The following is a 14,809-nucleotide window of genomic DNA, read 5'->3' as shown; positions in this document are numbered from 1 at the left end:
TTCTACTGGGGTGATGAAGCTAGGTCGCGAGATCGCGGACGACGGCCGCTTCGTCCGCCAGCCGAACCGGTTCACCGACCCGCTGGGGCCGCCCGAGCCCGGCCGCTACCGGCTGTACGCCTCCTTCGCCTGCCCGTGGGCGCAGCGGGTGCTGATCGTGCGGGAGCTGCTCGGCATCCAGGACCTGCTCGGCGTGACGATCGTCGATCCGATCAGGGACGAGAAGGGCTGGCGCATCCCCGGCGGCGATCCGGTCACGGGTGTGGAGTACCTGTCGGAGCTGTACCTGGCCACCGATCCCGGCTACACCGGCAGGTACACGGTTCCGTGCATCTGGGACGCCCACGAGAATCGCCTGGTCACCAACGACTTCCCGCGGATCACCCTGGACCTGGAGAGGTCGTGGAGGGGCGGCGGGGCCCCTGACCTGTATCCGGAGTCCGGGCGCGACCAGATCGACGCCATGAACGAGCGCCTCTACCGCGGGCTCAACAACGCCGTCTACGAGGCGGGATTCGCCCGCGGCCAGGCGGCCTACGAGGAGGCGGTCACGCGCGTCTTCCAGACGCTGGACTTCCTGGAGGAGCGCCTGGCCGACCGGACGTACCTCTTCCACGGGCTGACCGACAGCGACGTGCGGCTCTACACCACGCTGGCCCGCTTCGACGCCGTCTACCACTACCACTTCAAGTGCTCGATCAGGCGGCTGGTCGACTATCCGAATCTGTGGGCCTACGCCCGGCGCCTGTACGCGATCCCGGCCTTCCACGACACGACGGACTTCGACCAGATCAAGCGCCACTACTACGTCACCCAGACGAACGTGAACCCGTCGCGGATCGTGCCGCTCGGCCCGGAGCTGGACTGGTCGCCGGCATCCTGACGAACAGCGCGGCCGAGGCCAGCGCCACCACGGCGGCCACCGACCAGGCGGCAGCCGTACCGGACTGGGAGGCCAGCGCGCCCAGGGTCAGGTTGGCGGCCGCGCCGCCGCCCTGCAGGGACAGCGAGGCGACGGAGGTGAGCGTGGCGCGCTGGTCGTCCGGGACGGCCTTGTGCGTCATCTCCAGCGCGGGCACCTGCGCCGCGGCCAACCCCGAGAACATCACGACATAGGCGACCCCTGCCGAAACGAGCCCGGCCGACCCGGCCAGCCCCGAGGTGGCGGCGAGCGTCCCGAGCGCCACCGCCGTCAGCGCCACGCCCGCCATGCTGCCGCGTGCCGGGGTGCCGAGCAGCCGGACAAGGCGCGGGGCGAGCAGGCTGCCCAGCGCGCTGCTCGCGAAGCCGAGCGCGGCGACCACCGCGTAGGCGCTCGTGCCCAGCTCCGCCGTGCCGGCCAGCGCGGCGAGCCGCCCCGGCGTGAGCAGCTCGACCGAGCAGAGCGCCACCCCGTTGGCCGCCGCGAGCAGCATCAGCCTGCGCAGCACCCCGCGCCCGAACGCCATCCGCGCCCCCGCCAGCATCGTCGCCGACAGCCCCACCGAGGCCCCGCGCGCCCTGGCCGGCTCCGGCATCGCGACCAGCACCACCACCAGCAGCACCGCCGCCGCCACCGCCCCCAGCAGCGGCGGCACCGCCAGCGGCATGATCACGCCCTCAGGCACGGCCAGCGGCACGAACCCGCCCGCCAGCACGCCGGCGCACAGCGCCACCGACCCCGTCGCCCCGCCCTTGGCCAGCCCCGGCTTCAGATCGGAGTCACGGCCGACGGTGTCGACGTACCAAGCCTCGGCAGGACCGCTGGACAGCGCCCGGGCGATCGCCTTGAGCACGGAGACGACGAGGAACATCCAGAACGTGGTGGCCACGGCCATGCCGGCCATCGCCAGCACGAGGAAGGCCGCCGAGATCGCCAGCACGGTCCTGCGCCCGATCACGTCGGCCAGCCCGCCGGTGGGTAACTCCAGCGTGACGGTCACGACGTTGAACACCGTGGTGACCAGCCCGATCTGGGCCAGGCTCAGGCCGCGCTCGGTCATGAGCAGCACCATCGGCCCCATCATCAGGCCGATCGGCAGCCAGGTGAGGAAGCTGACCAGCAGGTAGCGGCGCAGGGGGGTCATTCCTCCTCCTGCTGTTTGCGCGGCAGCGCCGCGTACCAGACGCTCACCTGCTCGGCCGCCGGATCGTCCGCGTCCCGTTCGGCCAGCTCGCGGATGATCGCGCCGACCCGCTCCTCCAGCTCGCTCACGGCGGCGGGTGTGAGCCTGACGACCGCGTCGTTCATGCCGCTCACCGAGACCCACTCCCGCGGCCACTGGCCCGCGTCGAAGATCTCGACGCTGCGCGCGAGCACCTCGAGCTGGCGCATGTGCATGATCCGCACGCTCTCGCGCCCCTCGGGCGTGCGGGCCATCTCCGCGTTGTCCCATGAGGTGTAGCGGTGGCGGGCCCGCCAGCGCCGCTCGCGCCCGTCGGGCGAGGGGTCCTCCTCGATGAAGCCGTACTTGGCCAGCTCGCGCAGGTGGTAACTGGTCGAGCCGGAGCTCTCGGCCACCTTCCGCCCCAGCTCGCTGGCCGTGGCGGGCCCGTCGGTGCGCAGCAGCCCGAGCAGCCGCACCCGCAGCGGGTGGGCCACGATCTTGAGGACCTGCGGGTCGCTGATCTCGAAGCGCTCGTCCATGGCCATCACGGTAAATCCGCAAAGGCAATTTTGCAAATTGAACTTTGCGGTCTCCTCGCCTAAGCTTCCGGGCATGCTGGACGACATCTGGGTGGACGACGCGATCTACGAGCTGCGCCCCGACTTCGCGGTGCTGGTCATCACGGCTCACGGGCTGGTCAACGGGCCGACCGACGACCGGTCCCGTGCGTGGCTGGCCGACGCGTCGGCGGTAGCCGTACAGACCGAGAAGATCGAGGCGTGGAAGGACGCCTACCGGGCCTTCGGCGCCAAGCCCCAGCGGACCCGCCCCTCGGTGGACGCGCTGACGCGCAGGCTGCCGCTGCCGGAGATCAACCAGGTCGTCGACGCCTACAACTCGATCAGCGTCAAGCACGCGCTGCCGATCGGCGGCGAGGACCTGGACGCCTACCGGGGTCCGGCCAGGCTCGTCAGGGCGACCGGCGAGGAGGCGTCGGAGGAGGCGCTGGGCACGCCCGAGCCCGGCGAGGTGATCTGGCGCGACGACCTCGGCGTCACCTGCCGCAGGTGGAACTGGCGCCAGGTGGCGCGCACCCGGCTCACCGAGGAGACCAAGAACGCGATCTTCCTGCTGGAGCGGCTGGAGCCGATGTCCCTCGAGGAGCTCCAGACCGCCGGCGAGGAGCTGACTGAGCTGCTGTCCGAACTGTCCCCGGACGCGCAGATCGCTACCAGATTGGTATCCCAAGGGAAATAAACCTGATGTCGAGGTGTTGATACCAAACAGTAATAATGGCTGCACCACCTGGATTGACTAGGGGGGCGTGACCTCTTGGGACTGTCCTGAGAGGATCAGGCGAGGTGGCGGCGCCTCATAGGCGCGCGCTGCCGGTCCAGGCGAGTAGCCTTGGACAGGTTCTCTAACATCAACGCCGATCTGCGGAAGAGGGCGATTTCCGCCGTGTCGTCTGAGTCGTCGCGGTCAAACCCGCTGGCAAGCTTTGGACAGAACGAATGGCTTGTCGACGAGCTGTACCAGAAGTATCTGCAGGACCCTGAGTCGGTAGACAAGGCCTGGTGGAACTTCTTCGCTGACTACAACCCTGATTACGGTCCAGGCCGGACCACGGGCAAGGAGGCGGCGAACGGCACAGCGACCGCGCCCTCCTCCGCTCCCGTGGCGGCACCAACCAAGCCGGTGGAGAGGCCGACCGCCGAGAAGCCGGCCGCGGAGAAGCCGAAGCAGCCGGCCGCTCCGGTGCCCGCGGACGCCGAGGAGGTCAAGCTTCGCGGCGCCGCGGCGCGTACCGCGCTCAACATGGAGCTCTCGCTGTCGGTCCCGACGGCGACCAGCGTCCGGGCGATCCCCGCCAAGCTGCTCATCGACAACCGCATCGTCATCAACAACCACCTGAAGCGCGGTCGCGGCGGCAAGGTGTCCTTCACGCACCTGATCGGCTTCGCCATCGTCAAGGCGCTGAAGGCGATGCCGGAGATGAACTTCTCCTACGCCAAGGTCGACGGCAAGCCCACGCTTGTCAGGCCCCAGCACATCGGCATCGGCCTGGCCATCGACGTCCAGAAGAGCAACGGCGAGCGCCAGCTGCTCGTGCCCTCGATCAAGAGCGCCGAGTCGATGGACTTCCGGCAGTTCTGGATGGCCTACGAGGACATCGTGCGCAAGGCGCGCGCGGGCAAGCTCGGCGTCGACGACTTCGCCGGCACCACGATCTCGCTGACCAACCCCGGCACGATCGGCACCGTCCACTCCGTGCCCCGCCTGATGCCCGGGCAGGGCACGATCATCGGCGTCGGCGCGATGGAGTACCCGGCCGAATACCAGGGCGCCTCCCCCGACACGCTGTCGAGGCTGGCCGTCTCCAAGGTCATGACGCTGACCAGCACCTACGACCACCGGATCATCCAGGGCGCCCAGTCGGGCGACTTCCTGCGCCAGATCCACCGGCTGCTGCTGGGCGAGGACGGCTTCTACGACGAGATCTTCGAAGCCCTCCGGATCCCTTACGAGCCGGTCCGCTGGGTGCAGGACATCTCCGCCTCGCACGACGACGACGTGGCCAAGTCCGCTCGCGTCATCGAGCTGATCCACGCCTACCGGGTGCGCGGCCACCTCATGGCCGAGACCGACCCGCTGGAGTACAAGCAGCGCAAGCACCCCGACCTGGACATCCAGTCGCACGGCCTGACGCTGTGGGACCTGGAGCGCGAGTTCGCCACCGGCGGTTTCGGCGGCCGGGCGCTGATGAAGCTGCGCGAGATCCTCGGCGTGCTGCGCGACTCCTACTGCCGCACGGTCGGCATCGAGTACATGCACATCCAGAACCCCGAGGAGCGGGCCTGGATCCAGGCGCGGGTGGAGAAGCCGCACGCCTCCCCCGACCGGGAGGAGCAGCTCAACATCCTGGGCCGGCTCAACACCGCCGAGGCGTTCGAGACGTTCCTGCAGACCAAGTTCGTCGGCCAGAAGCGCTTCTCGCTCGAGGGCGGCGAGTCCCTGATCCCGCTGCTCGACTCGGTGATCAGCGACGCCGCCGAGGAGGGCCTGGACGAGGTCGTCATGGGCATGGCCCACCGCGGCCGGCTCAACGTGCTCGCCAACATCGTCGGCAAGTCCTACGGGCAGATCTTCGGCGAGTTCGAGGGCAACATCGACCCGCGCACCGCGCACGGCTCCGGCGACGTCAAGTACCACCTGGGCTCCACCGGCACCTTCACCGCACCGAGCGGCAAGACCATCAACGCCTCGGTGGTGGCCAACCCCTCGCACCTCGAGGCGGTCGACCCGGTGCTCGAGGGCGTCGTGCGGGCCAAGCAGGACCTGCTGGAGCGCGGCGAGGAGGGCTTCACCGTCCTGCCCGTGCTCATCCACGGCGACGCGGCCTTCGCCGGCCAGGGCGTGGTGGCCGAGACGCTGAACCTGTCGCAGCTGCGCGGCTACCGCACCGGCGGCACCGTGCACGTGGTGGTCAACAACCAGGTCGGCTTCACCACCTCGCCCGCCTCGTCCCGGTCCAGCGTCTACGCCACCGACGTGGCCCGGATGATCCAGGCGCCGATCTTCCACGTCAACGGCGACGACCCCGAGGCCGTGGTCCGCGTCGGCCAGCTGGCCTACGAGTACCGCCAGGCCTTCCGCAAGGACGTGGTCATCGACCTCATCTGCTACCGCCGCCGCGGTCACAACGAGGGCGACAACCCGGCCTTCACCCAGCCGCTGATGTACGACCTCATCGACGCCAAGCGCTCGACCCGCAAGCTCTACACCGAGGCGCTGATCGGGCGCGGCGACATCACGGTCGAAGAGGCCGAGCAGGCGCTGCGCGACTACCAGGCCAAGCTGGAGCAGGCCTTCACCGAGACGCGCGAGGCGGCCAAGAAGCCGCAGGAGAGCGACCTGAAGGTCCAGCCGGCTGAGGTCGTCAAGTGGTCGCACGACGACACGCCCACGGCGATCTCCGACGAGACGCTCAAGCGCATCGTCGACACCCAGCTCAACCTGCCCGAGGGCTTCACCGTCCACCCGCGTCTGGCACCCGTGCTGCAGCGGCGCGGCCAGATGGTGGAGACCGACTCGATCGACTGGTCGATGGGCGAGACGCTGGCGTTCGGGTCGCTGCTGATCGACGGCCACCCGGTGCGCCTGGTCGGGCAGGACTCCCGCCGCGGCACGTTCACGCAGCGGCACGCCGTACTGGTCGACAGGATGTCCGGCGAGGAGCACACGCCGCTCAAGACCTTCAACCAGGACACCTCGAAGTTCTACGTCTACGACTCGCTGCTGAGCGAGTTCGCGGCGCTGGGCTTCGAGTACGGCTACAGCGTCGTGCGGCCCGAGGCCCTGGTCGCCTGGGAGGCCCAGTTCGGCGACTTCGTCAACGGCGCTCAGACGATCATCGACGAGTTCATCTCCTCCGGTGAGCAGAAGTGGGGGCAGAAGTCCTCGGTCGTGCTGCTGCTGCCGCACGGCTACGAGGGCCAGGGCCCCGACCACTCCTCCGCCAGGATCGAGCGGTTCCTGCAGGTGTGCGCGCTGGACAACATGACCGTCGCCCAGCCGTCCACGCCGGCCAACTACTTCCACCTGCTGCGCTGGCAGGTCGAGTCCGGCCGGCAGAAGCCGATGGTCGTCTTCACGCCCAAGTCGCTGCTGCGGCACAAGCGGGCCACGTCCAAGGCGTCGGACTTCACCACCGGCACCTTCCAGCCGGTGATCGGCGACACCAAGGTCGATCCGGCCAAGGTCACCAAGGTCCTGCTCTGCTCGGGCAAGGTCTACTACGACCTGGAGCAGGGCAGGGAGCAGTCCGGCCGCGACGACGTGGCGATCGTCCGGCTCGAGCGGCTCTACCCGTTCCCGGCCGAGGAGCTGACGGCAGAGCTGGCCCGCTACGGCTCGAACGTGCAGCTCAACTGGGTGCAGGACGAGCCGGTCAACATGGGCCCGTGGCCGTACCTGGCGCTCAAGCTGGCCGAGGACCCGCAGTTGCTGGGCGGGCGCCCGCTGGTCCGCGTCTCGCGGACCCCGAACAGCTCGCCCGCGACCGGATCCCACAACGCTCACGACACCGAGCTGGAAGAGATCCTCACGCAGCTGTACGCCTGACAGATCACCCGTGAAAGGCCCCCGCCCCGGCGGGGGCCTTTTCCACATCATGAGGGAGTTCCACGACATGTACTTCACCGATCGCGGGATCGAGGAGCTCGTCCAGCGGCGGGGCGAGGAGGAGGTCACGCTGGCCTGGCTCGGCGAGCGGCTGCGCGAGTTCGTCGATCTCAACCCGGAGTTCGAGACCCCCGTCGAGCGGCTGGCCACGTGGCTGGCGCGGCTGGACGACGAGGACGAATAGACGCGATACATCTTGAGTTCTCGCTGAACGCGACATATCGTGTCTCTAGACGCCGTCATTGGGAGGGGACATGAACCAGTGGTCGATCGAGGGACCCGAGACGCTCACGTTCGGACCGGTACGGTCCCTGGACGTGCGGATCGTCGCGGGCCGGCTGAACGTGCTGGCCAGCGACGGGCCACCGACCCTGGAGGTGGCCGAGGTCGACTCGTCGCCGCTGATCGTGACCTACGACGAGGAGCATCAGGAGCTCGTCGTCGCCTACAAAGACCTGACCTGGGAGGGCCTGCTCAGCTGGCTGCGCCGTGACAGGCGCAACTCGTCGGTGACCCTCACGGTTCCCAAGACCTGCGCGGTCAACGCCGGGGTCGTCTCGGCCCAGGCCGTGGTCGCCGGCTTCGAGAACATGACGCAGGTCAGGTCCGTCTCCGGCGACATCGTGCTGGACGGCGTGAGCGGCGACGTGAGCGCCACCACGGTGTCGGGTGCCGTGGAGAGCCGGGCCATGGAGGGCGACCTGGCCTTCAAGAGCGTCTCCGGCGAGCTGACCGTGGCCGAGGGCACCCCGCGCAGGCTGCGCGCCAACTCGGTGGCCGGCCGGATCACCTGCGACCTGCGGCTGCGGCCCACCGGCCACGTGACGCTCAACAGCGTCTCGGGCGACATCCTGGTCAGGCTGCCGGAGAACGTGGAGACGGACGTCAACATCCGCTCCACCTCGGGGCGCCTGGTCAGCACGTTCGACGAACTGTTCACCGCGAACAACCCCGGGAGCAAGACGCTCCAGGGGCGGCTGGGCGGCGGCATGGCCTCCCTGTCCGCGACCACGGTCTCGGGCGAGGTCGCGCTGCTCAAAGGGGAGAAGGAATGAGCCCTGTCTTCGGTCATGGTCGGTTGCGGCTGTATCTGCTCAAGTTGCTGGAGGAGAGCCCGCGGCACGGCTATGAGGTGATCAGGCTGCTGCAGGACCGCTTCCTCGGCGTCTACTCGCCCTCTCCCGGCACGATCTACCCGCGCCTGGCCCGCCTGGAGGAGGAGGGCCTGGTGACGCACGAGGTGGTCGACGGCAAGAAGGTGTTCTCGATCACCGACAAGGGCCGCGAGGAGCTCAACTCGCGCATGGACGAGCTCGCCGACCTGGAGCAGGAGATCTCCGCCTCGGTGCGCGACATCGCCCGCGAGGTCAAGGAGGACGTCCGCGACACCGTCAGGTCGCTGCGCGACGAGCTGACCAGGATGGCCAAGGACGTGGGCACCGGCACCCGCCAGGACGCCAAACGCATGCGCGACCAGCAGAAGGCCGAGTTCCGCCGGCTCAAGGAGGAGCAGAAGCGCCAGTGGATGGAGCACGCCCATAACTGGCAGGGCGAGAGCGAGCGCCTGAACAGGGAGTGGCGCAGGATCTGGACCGAGGCCTGGGCCACGCTGGGCGGCGCGCCCGCCAACCGGGTGGAGCTCGACAACGAGCTGGGCGGCCTGCTGGCCGACTTCGTGGCCGACGTACGGCAGGAGGCCTCGGGCGGCGACCTGAGCCGCCAGCGGCTGAACGAGGTGCGCGCCGCGCTGAAGGAGGCCGCCGACAAGATCCGCCAGACGCTGGAGCGGTGACTAGGCGGCCAGCCTGCGCGGATTCCTGGCGGCGCGGCGGGCGTGGTAGGCGATCGGCATGTAGCGCAGCCTCTCGGGCAGCCTGGGCGCGATCACCGCGACCGCCCGCCCGACCTGCCGCAGCCGCCGCTCCTCCCGCGCCGACCAGGTCAGCCCCAGCTTCTCGCGTACGGCTGGCGGCAGCGTGCCCACGGTGACGAAGTAGTTGAACTCCCCCGTCCCCATGCCGAACGGCTTCCACAGCGCCTCGGGCAGCCCCGGCGGTTTCGGGCTGCGCCGCAGTTGCCCGAGCACGTCGAGCGCGGTCGGATGGGCCTCGAGCCGGTTGGCCACCATGTCGTCGAAGTAGGCCCAGAAGGACTTCAGGTCCTGCGGCATCTCCCGCTCCGGCACCCGCAGGATCCGCCCGAGCCGGCGCGACTCCTCATACAGCCGCTCCTGCTGGCTGGTGCTGTACGGCGTGCCGAAGTACCGCCGCAGCACGATGAAGCGCTCGAACAACGACAGGTGCACGAACGCCCAGGCCTCGCCGTTGAGCGCGTGGTATTCGCGGCCCCGCTCATCGACGCCGTTGATGGTCCGGTGCAGCTCGCGCAGGCGGAGCCCCTCGGCGGGCCCGTCCTGCCCGCCGTACACCCAGGTCTGGACGGAGGTGAGGGTGCGGTTGAGCCTGCCCCAGGGGTCGGTCTTGTAGCTGGAGTGCTCGGCGACGGCCGCGCCGACGGCCGGGTGCATGGTCTGGATCACCAGGGCGCTGCCGGCCACGAGCAGGTTGCGGTATTCGCCGGCCGTCTCCCAGTGCATCGAGCCGGGGCCGAACGTCTCAACGTCCATGGTCACGCCTCCCGCGTGATACAACACCTCCTTCTTTGTATCACCCGGGAGGCACGGAAGTAACCCATCACTTATCTCAGACGGTGAACACGATCTTGCCGAAGACGTCGCCTGACTCCAGCGCGGCGAACCCCTCGCGCGCCTCGGTGAGCGGCAGCGTGCGGTCGATGAGCGGGCGGACGCCGGTCTGCTCCAGGAAGACGGCCAGCCGGGCGAGCTGGTCGCGGGTGCCCATGGTGGAGCCGATCACCGACAGCTGCAGGAAGAAGACCCGGTTGAGGTCGGCGGGCGGGACCGCGCCGCTGGTGGCGCCGGAGACCACGATGCGACCGCCCGGCTTGAGCGCCTTGAGCGAGTGGTCCCAGGTGGCCTGGCCGACGGTCTCCATGACCGCGTCGACCCGCTCGGGAAGCCTGGCGCCGGTCTCGAAGGCCTGGTCGGCGCCGAGCTGCAGGGCCCGTTCCCGCTTCTCGGCCGAGCGCGAGGTGACCCACACGCGGTAGCCGCCCGCCCGGCCGAGCGCGATCAGCGCGGTGGCCACGCCGCCGCCGGCGCCCTGCACCAGCACGGTCGAGCCCGGCTGGAGCCCGGCCTTGTCGAAGAGCATGCGGTAGGCGGTCAGCCAGGCCGTGGGCAGGCAGGCGGCCTGTTCGAAGCTGAGCGCGGCGGGCTTGGGCACCAGGTTGCGCCGGGGTACGGCCACCCGCTCGGCGAGCGTGCCGTCGTACACCTCCGACAGCAGCGACCGCTTGGGGTCGAGCGTCTCGTCGGCGCCCGAGTAGGTGTCACCGGCGATGACGGAGTGGACGATGACCTCGTTGCCGTCCTCGTCGAGGCCGGCCGCGTCACACCCGAGCACGATCGGCAGCCGGTCCTGCCTGATGCCGACACCCTTGAGCGTCCACAGGTCGTGGTGGTTGAGCGCGGCGGCCTTGACGGTGACGGTGGTCCAGCCGTCCGGCGTCTTGGGATCCGGGTGCTCGCCGAGCGTCAGCCCGGCCAGAGGATTGTCGGGATCGGTCTGTGTGGCGGTTACGGCGAACATGGCCGCACCCTACTTCAGGGTGATCCGCACTCCTGCGATGGCCCGCTGGACGAAGTCCGAGTCTCCGGAGGCCGCGACCTGCACGTCACCCCTGCAGACGAACCTGGCCGGCCGGCCCTGCCCGTCGACCACGGACGGCATCCTGGCCTTGTGGCGGCAGTCGGGGGTGGGGATCAGCGCGAGCATGTCGCCGCCGTCGCCGCCGAACCACAGCTGCGGCCCGACGGGGTCGCCACGCGCGTTCTCCCCCGGCGCGGCCATGCGCACGATGCCCTTGCCGCTGAGCACGAGGAAGCCGCCGGAGGCCACCCTGCCGCGCAGGTCGCCGGCCGCGGCGATGCGCTGGTCGAACTCCAGCCCCTCCGGCTGGTCGTACAGCGCCATCTTCCAGCGCCCGAAGGTGTACAGCAGCACCTCGCCGTCGGAGGGGAAGCCCGGCTGGTGCGGCCAGAGCGTGACGTTCGAGGTCAGCTTCCTGATCGGCATCCCGCCCTTGGAGATCTCGACCTCGCCCTCATAGGGCGCGACGAGCTCCAGGTACTGCCCGGCCACCCACACGCCGCGGAAAGGCCGCAGCCCCAGCTTCTCCAGCCCGACGTCGGCCGGGTAGCGCACCTCGGCGGTGCGCCCGTCGGGGAAGACCACCCGCATGCTCGCCTGCGGGCCCGTCACGACGGGTTTCGGATGCAGGACGTTCGAGGCGCCGCTGATGGTGACCACCATCGAGGGGACCGGGTTCGGCGTCGGCGTGGGCTTCGGAACGGCTCCCGGCTCGCGGCTGGCCAGCAGGCCGATGATCGGCACGGCCAGCAGCCCGAGCACCACCAGCAGGCCGATCCACCGGCGACGGCCCCGCTCACCCGCTTCGATGACGTCGAACTGATCGGACATGCGCCCTCCGAACCCAGTTCAGTCGAGTGCGGGCGGGCGGCGCTCTTACCAGACGGCTACATTGACCTTCCCATCGGTGGTGACCCTGACGGCCTGCCCGACCAGCTCGCGCGACTCGGCGTCCACGATGAGGTCCTGGCTGGTCACGTGCGCGTACGCGCGGGTCCGATCGGGCAGGTCGAGCACGAGGATCCCGCGCTGCGCCGCCCCGTCGCGCCCGTGCGCGACCGTGTAGCCGGCCACGACGGCCTCGCCCTCGTAGGCGGGCACGATCTCGACGGGCTTGGCGGTGAACACCGGCGTCCCGTCGCCCGGCCGGCCGCCCGGCTCGGTGGACCAGACGGCGTAGGCGTGCTTGGTCAGGTGCATGCCCACCGCCGTGACCAGGCCGTGCCCGCCCTGCTGAGGTAGCAGCCCGGCCATGGTCGCCGTCGAGTGCAGGACGTAGTCGCTCGAGGGCCCTCCGGCGTACGGCAGGCCGCCCGTGACCGTGAGCCCGCGGGGATCGTAGGGGTCCAGCCCGATCGCGTCGCAGGCCTGACGCAGCGCGATGGCGAAGCAGCTATAGACGTCGAGGGCGCCCATGTCGCCGAGGGACAGCCCGGCCCGCTCGAAGGCGTTCCGCGCGGCCTCACCGATGGCCGGCGAGGATCCGAGCTCGGGCCGCGCGGCCACCTCCCAGGTGTCCTCCGCGTACGCCCAGCCCCGCAGGTAGACCCGCCTGTCGCGGGGCACACCCAGTCGGTCGGCCAGTTCGGTGCTGACCAGCAGCACGGCCGCCGCCTGGTCCACCTCGATGACCGCGACGGTGTTCCTGGTGTACGGCCAGCCGACGAACCTGTTGCCGGTGACGAGCTCCTCCGGAGTGCGCGCGGTACGCCGCCAGGCGTAGGGGTTGGCCGCGGCGACCTCGGTCATCGGGGCCATCATCCGGCCGCGGTCGGCCATCTCCTCCTCGATGCTCCACCCCCGGGCGGCCCGGCGGGCGGTCTCCATGATCGCGTAGGTGTGCACGGGCAGGAACAGCTCGTGCGCCAGCTCGCTGGGGTGCGGCGGCCGTTCCCAGCCGTAGGCCGGCTTGGGGTCGGCCGGGTGACTCCACGGCGCGTGCTCCTGCCGCCGGCGGTAGTAACGCTTGGTGGCCAGCGCCTCGGCCCCGGCGACCAGGGCGGAGTCGAGCTCCCCCGCGGCGATCCTGGCGGCGGCCTCACCGATCAGCAGCTGCGGTGCCGTACCGCTGACCTTGGAGTAGGCGCGGTGCCCGGGCGCGGCGCCGAGCCGGGCGGCCAGGCGGTCGACCGGGGCGTCGTACTGCCAGGAGTCGGTGTAGACGAGCTGGATGGACTCAAGGCGATCAGGGGCCAGGCCGGCCTCGCGGGTGGCCTCGCGGGCCACCTGCTCCCACAGTTCGAGCGGCTCGGGGCCGGGCTGCTCGCGCACGGTGCGCTGGGCGGCACCGACGAGGCAGGGGGTGCGTGGATCCATGACCCCATCTAACCAGAACGCGATTCGGTTGCAATTGATAAGTCGTGTTACCGGTGTTACCAGAGAAATTTCCCACCTGCGGAAATACTTTCTGCGAATACATGCGGTTTCGTTATTTCCATAACGGATCGGGAACCGAACCATGCTTTTTCACGTCGTTCCGTGGCCGATCCCCGGCGGGATTCATTAACGTTCCGATCGTTTTCCTGGCCCACCGGGGCGCAGTACCCCGCTCTGGGCCGCCGAGAACTTTTGGAAGGAGCTTCATGAATTCCCGAGCAAGGCGCATCGTGTTCCCGATCGCCGGACTCGCGGCCGTCGGACTGGCCGCCGGACTGGTGAACAGCACCTCGGCGAACGCATCCTCACCCAAGGACGTCGTGTCCAGGAACGCCACGACGCCCGCGGCCCAGGCCGTCCAGTTCTGGACGCCGGACCGCATCAAGCAGGCCACCAACTTCGACAACTCCGTGGGCGCCCGATCCAAGGGCGTCAAGGGCAGCAACTCCGCTCCCGACGGCCCTCCCGGTTCCGTCCCGCCGATCGGCGAGGAGAAGACCAAGACCGTCAAGAGCAAGCAGGTCAACCTGCCCAACACGGTGGGCCGCGTGTTCTTCACGCTGCCAGGGGCGAACCCGAACGACCCGCGCAGCTGGCGCTACTGCTCGGCGAGCTCCGTGCAGAGCAAGTACCGCAACCTGGTGGCGACCTCCGCGCACTGCGTCTACGACACCCAGAAGAACGTCTTCTACGACAACTGGATTTTCATCCCGTCGTACTGGGACGGCGACAACGCGTGGGAGGGCAAGGCGCCCTACGGAATCTACGCGGCCAAGACGTTCAACGCGCACGACGATTTCGTGGTGAAGGAGGACTACGACTTCGACTACGCGTTCGTGAACGTCTACAACGGCATCAAGGTCAAGTGGGAGAAGGTCAACGGCAAGTGGCAGTGGACGGTCAAGAACGTCGGCCGACTGGGTGACAACGTCGGCGGTCAGGGCTTCACCTGGAACCGCAGCACCAAGCTGAACGTCTTCTCCTTCGGCTACCCGGCCGGCCCGCACCCCGACGGCGACAAGCCCTACACCGGTCGCACGATGAAGTGGTGCTACGGCAAGACCGCGCCGATGCCCGAGGCCAAGAAGTACAACGCCCAGGAGCACATCGGCTTCAAGTGCTCCTTCACCGCCGGCGCGAGCGGCGGTCCGTTCATCTACAACTACAAGAGCGCCACGCGCACCGGCTACCTGGCCGGCGTGAACAGCATCGCGTGGGACACCGACGGCAACGACCGCTACGACCACATCTCGTCGCCGTACTTCAACACCGACACCTACAAGGTCTACAAGGCCGCCGCCAACCTCTGGACCGGCAACATGCCGTAACGGACGGCCTGCTCGCCAGGCCCCGGCCCCTCTCCCTGGCCGGGGCCTCTGAGCTGCAAGAACACCTGTTTGACGTGGCTCTTATGTAACGCACGGCACCCTT

At 69.4% G+C, this 14,809-nt stretch carries 13 protein-coding genes; 7 read left to right on the top strand and 6 right to left on the bottom strand.

Annotation, left to right across the window (positions count from 1 at the left end; all coding sequences use genetic code 11):
• The first annotated feature begins 13 nt into the window (after positions 1-13).
• Positions 14-883: a glutathione S-transferase family protein gene (locus tag ACIBHX_RS16320; protein ID WP_397067898.1), complete on the top strand. Its 870-nt coding sequence runs from the start codon at positions 14-16 to the stop codon at positions 881-883.
• On the opposite strand, the gene ACIBHX_RS16315 is transcribed toward ACIBHX_RS16320, so the two are convergent.
• Both ACIBHX_RS16315 and ACIBHX_RS16310 read right to left on the bottom strand, forming a co-directional pair.
• Positions 810-2,066: an MFS transporter gene (locus ACIBHX_RS16315; protein WP_397067897.1), complete on the bottom strand. Its 1,257-nt coding sequence runs from the start codon at positions 2,064-2,066 to the stop codon at positions 810-812. The two genes, ACIBHX_RS16320 and ACIBHX_RS16315, sit on opposite strands and share 74 nt — an antisense overlap.
• Entirely contained in the window at positions 2,063-2,626 is a 564-nt protein-coding gene (locus ACIBHX_RS16310; RefSeq protein WP_397067896.1) for a winged helix-turn-helix domain-containing protein, read from the bottom strand. The genes ACIBHX_RS16315 and ACIBHX_RS16310 overlap by 4 nt, the downstream gene beginning before the upstream one ends.
• Before the next feature lie 73 nt (positions 2,627-2,699).
• Here ACIBHX_RS16310 and ACIBHX_RS16305 point away from each other — a divergent pair, with 73 nt between their 5' ends.
• The 5 genes from ACIBHX_RS16305 (at position 2,700) to ACIBHX_RS16285 (ending at position 9,063) form a co-directional block, all read left to right on the top strand.
• On the top strand, positions 2,700-3,344 hold the full coding sequence (locus ACIBHX_RS16305) for a B3/4 domain-containing protein (RefSeq protein WP_397067895.1): 645 nt from the start codon (positions 2,700-2,702) through the stop codon (positions 3,342-3,344).
• Positions 3,345-3,548: 204 nt separating this feature from the next.
• A complete protein-coding gene (locus tag ACIBHX_RS16300; protein ID WP_397067894.1) occupies positions 3,549-7,211 on the top strand; it encodes a multifunctional oxoglutarate decarboxylase/oxoglutarate dehydrogenase thiamine pyrophosphate-binding subunit/dihydrolipoyllysine-residue succinyltransferase subunit in 3,663 nt (1,220 codons plus the stop codon).
• 67 nt (positions 7,212-7,278) lie between these two features.
• Positions 7,279-7,455 carry a DUF6104 family protein gene (locus ACIBHX_RS16295; RefSeq protein WP_397068326.1) on the top strand — a complete coding sequence of 59 codons (177 nt, stop codon included), beginning with the start codon at positions 7,279-7,281 and terminating at the stop codon, positions 7,453-7,455.
• Positions 7,456-7,525: 70 nt separating this feature from the next.
• Positions 7,526-8,326: a DUF4097 family beta strand repeat-containing protein gene (locus tag ACIBHX_RS16290; RefSeq protein WP_397067893.1), complete on the top strand. Its 801-nt coding sequence runs from the start codon at positions 7,526-7,528 to the stop codon at positions 8,324-8,326.
• Positions 8,323-9,063 (top strand): PadR family transcriptional regulator, encoded by a 741-nt coding sequence (locus tag ACIBHX_RS16285; protein ID WP_397067892.1) that lies wholly within the window; start codon positions 8,323-8,325, stop codon positions 9,061-9,063. The genes ACIBHX_RS16290 and ACIBHX_RS16285 overlap by 4 nt, the downstream gene beginning before the upstream one ends.
• On the opposite strand, the gene ACIBHX_RS16280 is transcribed toward ACIBHX_RS16285, so the two are convergent.
• The 4 genes from ACIBHX_RS16280 to ACIBHX_RS16265 form a co-directional block, all read right to left on the bottom strand.
• Entirely contained in the window at positions 9,064-9,897 is an 834-nt protein-coding gene (locus ACIBHX_RS16280) for an oxygenase MpaB family protein (RefSeq protein ID WP_397067891.1), read from the bottom strand.
• 76 nt (positions 9,898-9,973) lie between these two features.
• A complete protein-coding gene (locus tag ACIBHX_RS16275) occupies positions 9,974-10,942 on the bottom strand; it encodes a zinc-binding dehydrogenase (protein WP_397067890.1) in 969 nt (322 codons plus the stop codon).
• 9 nt (positions 10,943-10,951) lie between these two features.
• On the bottom strand, positions 10,952-11,833 hold the full coding sequence (locus ACIBHX_RS16270) for a hypothetical protein (RefSeq protein ID WP_397067889.1): 882 nt from the start codon (positions 11,831-11,833) through the stop codon (positions 10,952-10,954).
• A 45-nt stretch (positions 11,834-11,878) separates the two neighbouring features.
• Positions 11,879-13,318, bottom strand: coding sequence for an acetyl-CoA synthetase (locus tag ACIBHX_RS16265; protein ID WP_397067888.1), 1,440 nt, complete (start codon positions 13,316-13,318; stop codon positions 11,879-11,881).
• 266 nt (positions 13,319-13,584) lie between these two features.
• Here ACIBHX_RS16265 and ACIBHX_RS16260 point away from each other — a divergent pair, with 266 nt between their 5' ends.
• Positions 13,585-14,706 carry a trypsin-like serine peptidase gene (locus tag ACIBHX_RS16260; RefSeq protein ID WP_397067887.1) on the top strand — a complete coding sequence of 374 codons (1,122 nt, stop codon included), beginning with the start codon at positions 13,585-13,587 and terminating at the stop codon, positions 14,704-14,706.
• Positions 14,707-14,809: the final 103 nt, after the last annotated feature.

This window comes from Nonomuraea sp. NPDC050536 (genome assembly GCF_044457685.1).
Classification (GTDB): Bacteria; Actinomycetota; Actinomycetes; order Streptosporangiales; family Streptosporangiaceae; genus Nonomuraea.
This window is presented reverse-complemented; position numbering and strand designations above follow the sequence as displayed.

Bases quoted from the DNA above. Each gene is read 5' to 3' on its own strand.
- ACIBHX_RS16320 (WP_397067898.1), top strand. From the start codon at position 14: ATGAAGCTAGGTCGCGAGATCGCGGACGACGGCCGCTTCGTCCGCCAG.
- ACIBHX_RS16315 (WP_397067897.1), bottom strand. From the start codon at position 2,066: ATGACCCCCCTGCGCCGCTACCTGCTGGTCAGCTTCCTCACCTGGCTG.
- ACIBHX_RS16310 (WP_397067896.1), bottom strand. From the start codon at position 2,626: ATGGACGAGCGCTTCGAGATCAGCGACCCGCAGGTCCTCAAGATCGTG.
- ACIBHX_RS16305 (WP_397067895.1), top strand. From the start codon at position 2,700: ATGCTGGACGACATCTGGGTGGACGACGCGATCTACGAGCTGCGCCCC.
- ACIBHX_RS16295 (WP_397068326.1), top strand. From the start codon at position 7,279: ATGTACTTCACCGATCGCGGGATCGAGGAGCTCGTCCAGCGGCGGGGC.
- ACIBHX_RS16290 (WP_397067893.1), top strand. From the start codon at position 7,526: ATGAACCAGTGGTCGATCGAGGGACCCGAGACGCTCACGTTCGGACCG.
- ACIBHX_RS16285 (WP_397067892.1), top strand. From the start codon at position 8,323: ATGAGCCCTGTCTTCGGTCATGGTCGGTTGCGGCTGTATCTGCTCAAG.
- ACIBHX_RS16280 (WP_397067891.1), bottom strand. From the start codon at position 9,897: ATGGACGTTGAGACGTTCGGCCCCGGCTCGATGCACTGGGAGACGGCC.
- ACIBHX_RS16275 (WP_397067890.1), bottom strand. From the start codon at position 10,942: ATGTTCGCCGTAACCGCCACACAGACCGATCCCGACAATCCTCTGGCC.
- ACIBHX_RS16270 (WP_397067889.1), bottom strand. From the start codon at position 11,833: ATGTCCGATCAGTTCGACGTCATCGAAGCGGGTGAGCGGGGCCGTCGC.
- ACIBHX_RS16265 (WP_397067888.1), bottom strand. From the start codon at position 13,318: ATGGATCCACGCACCCCCTGCCTCGTCGGTGCCGCCCAGCGCACCGTG.
- ACIBHX_RS16260 (WP_397067887.1), top strand. From the start codon at position 13,585: ATGAATTCCCGAGCAAGGCGCATCGTGTTCCCGATCGCCGGACTCGCG.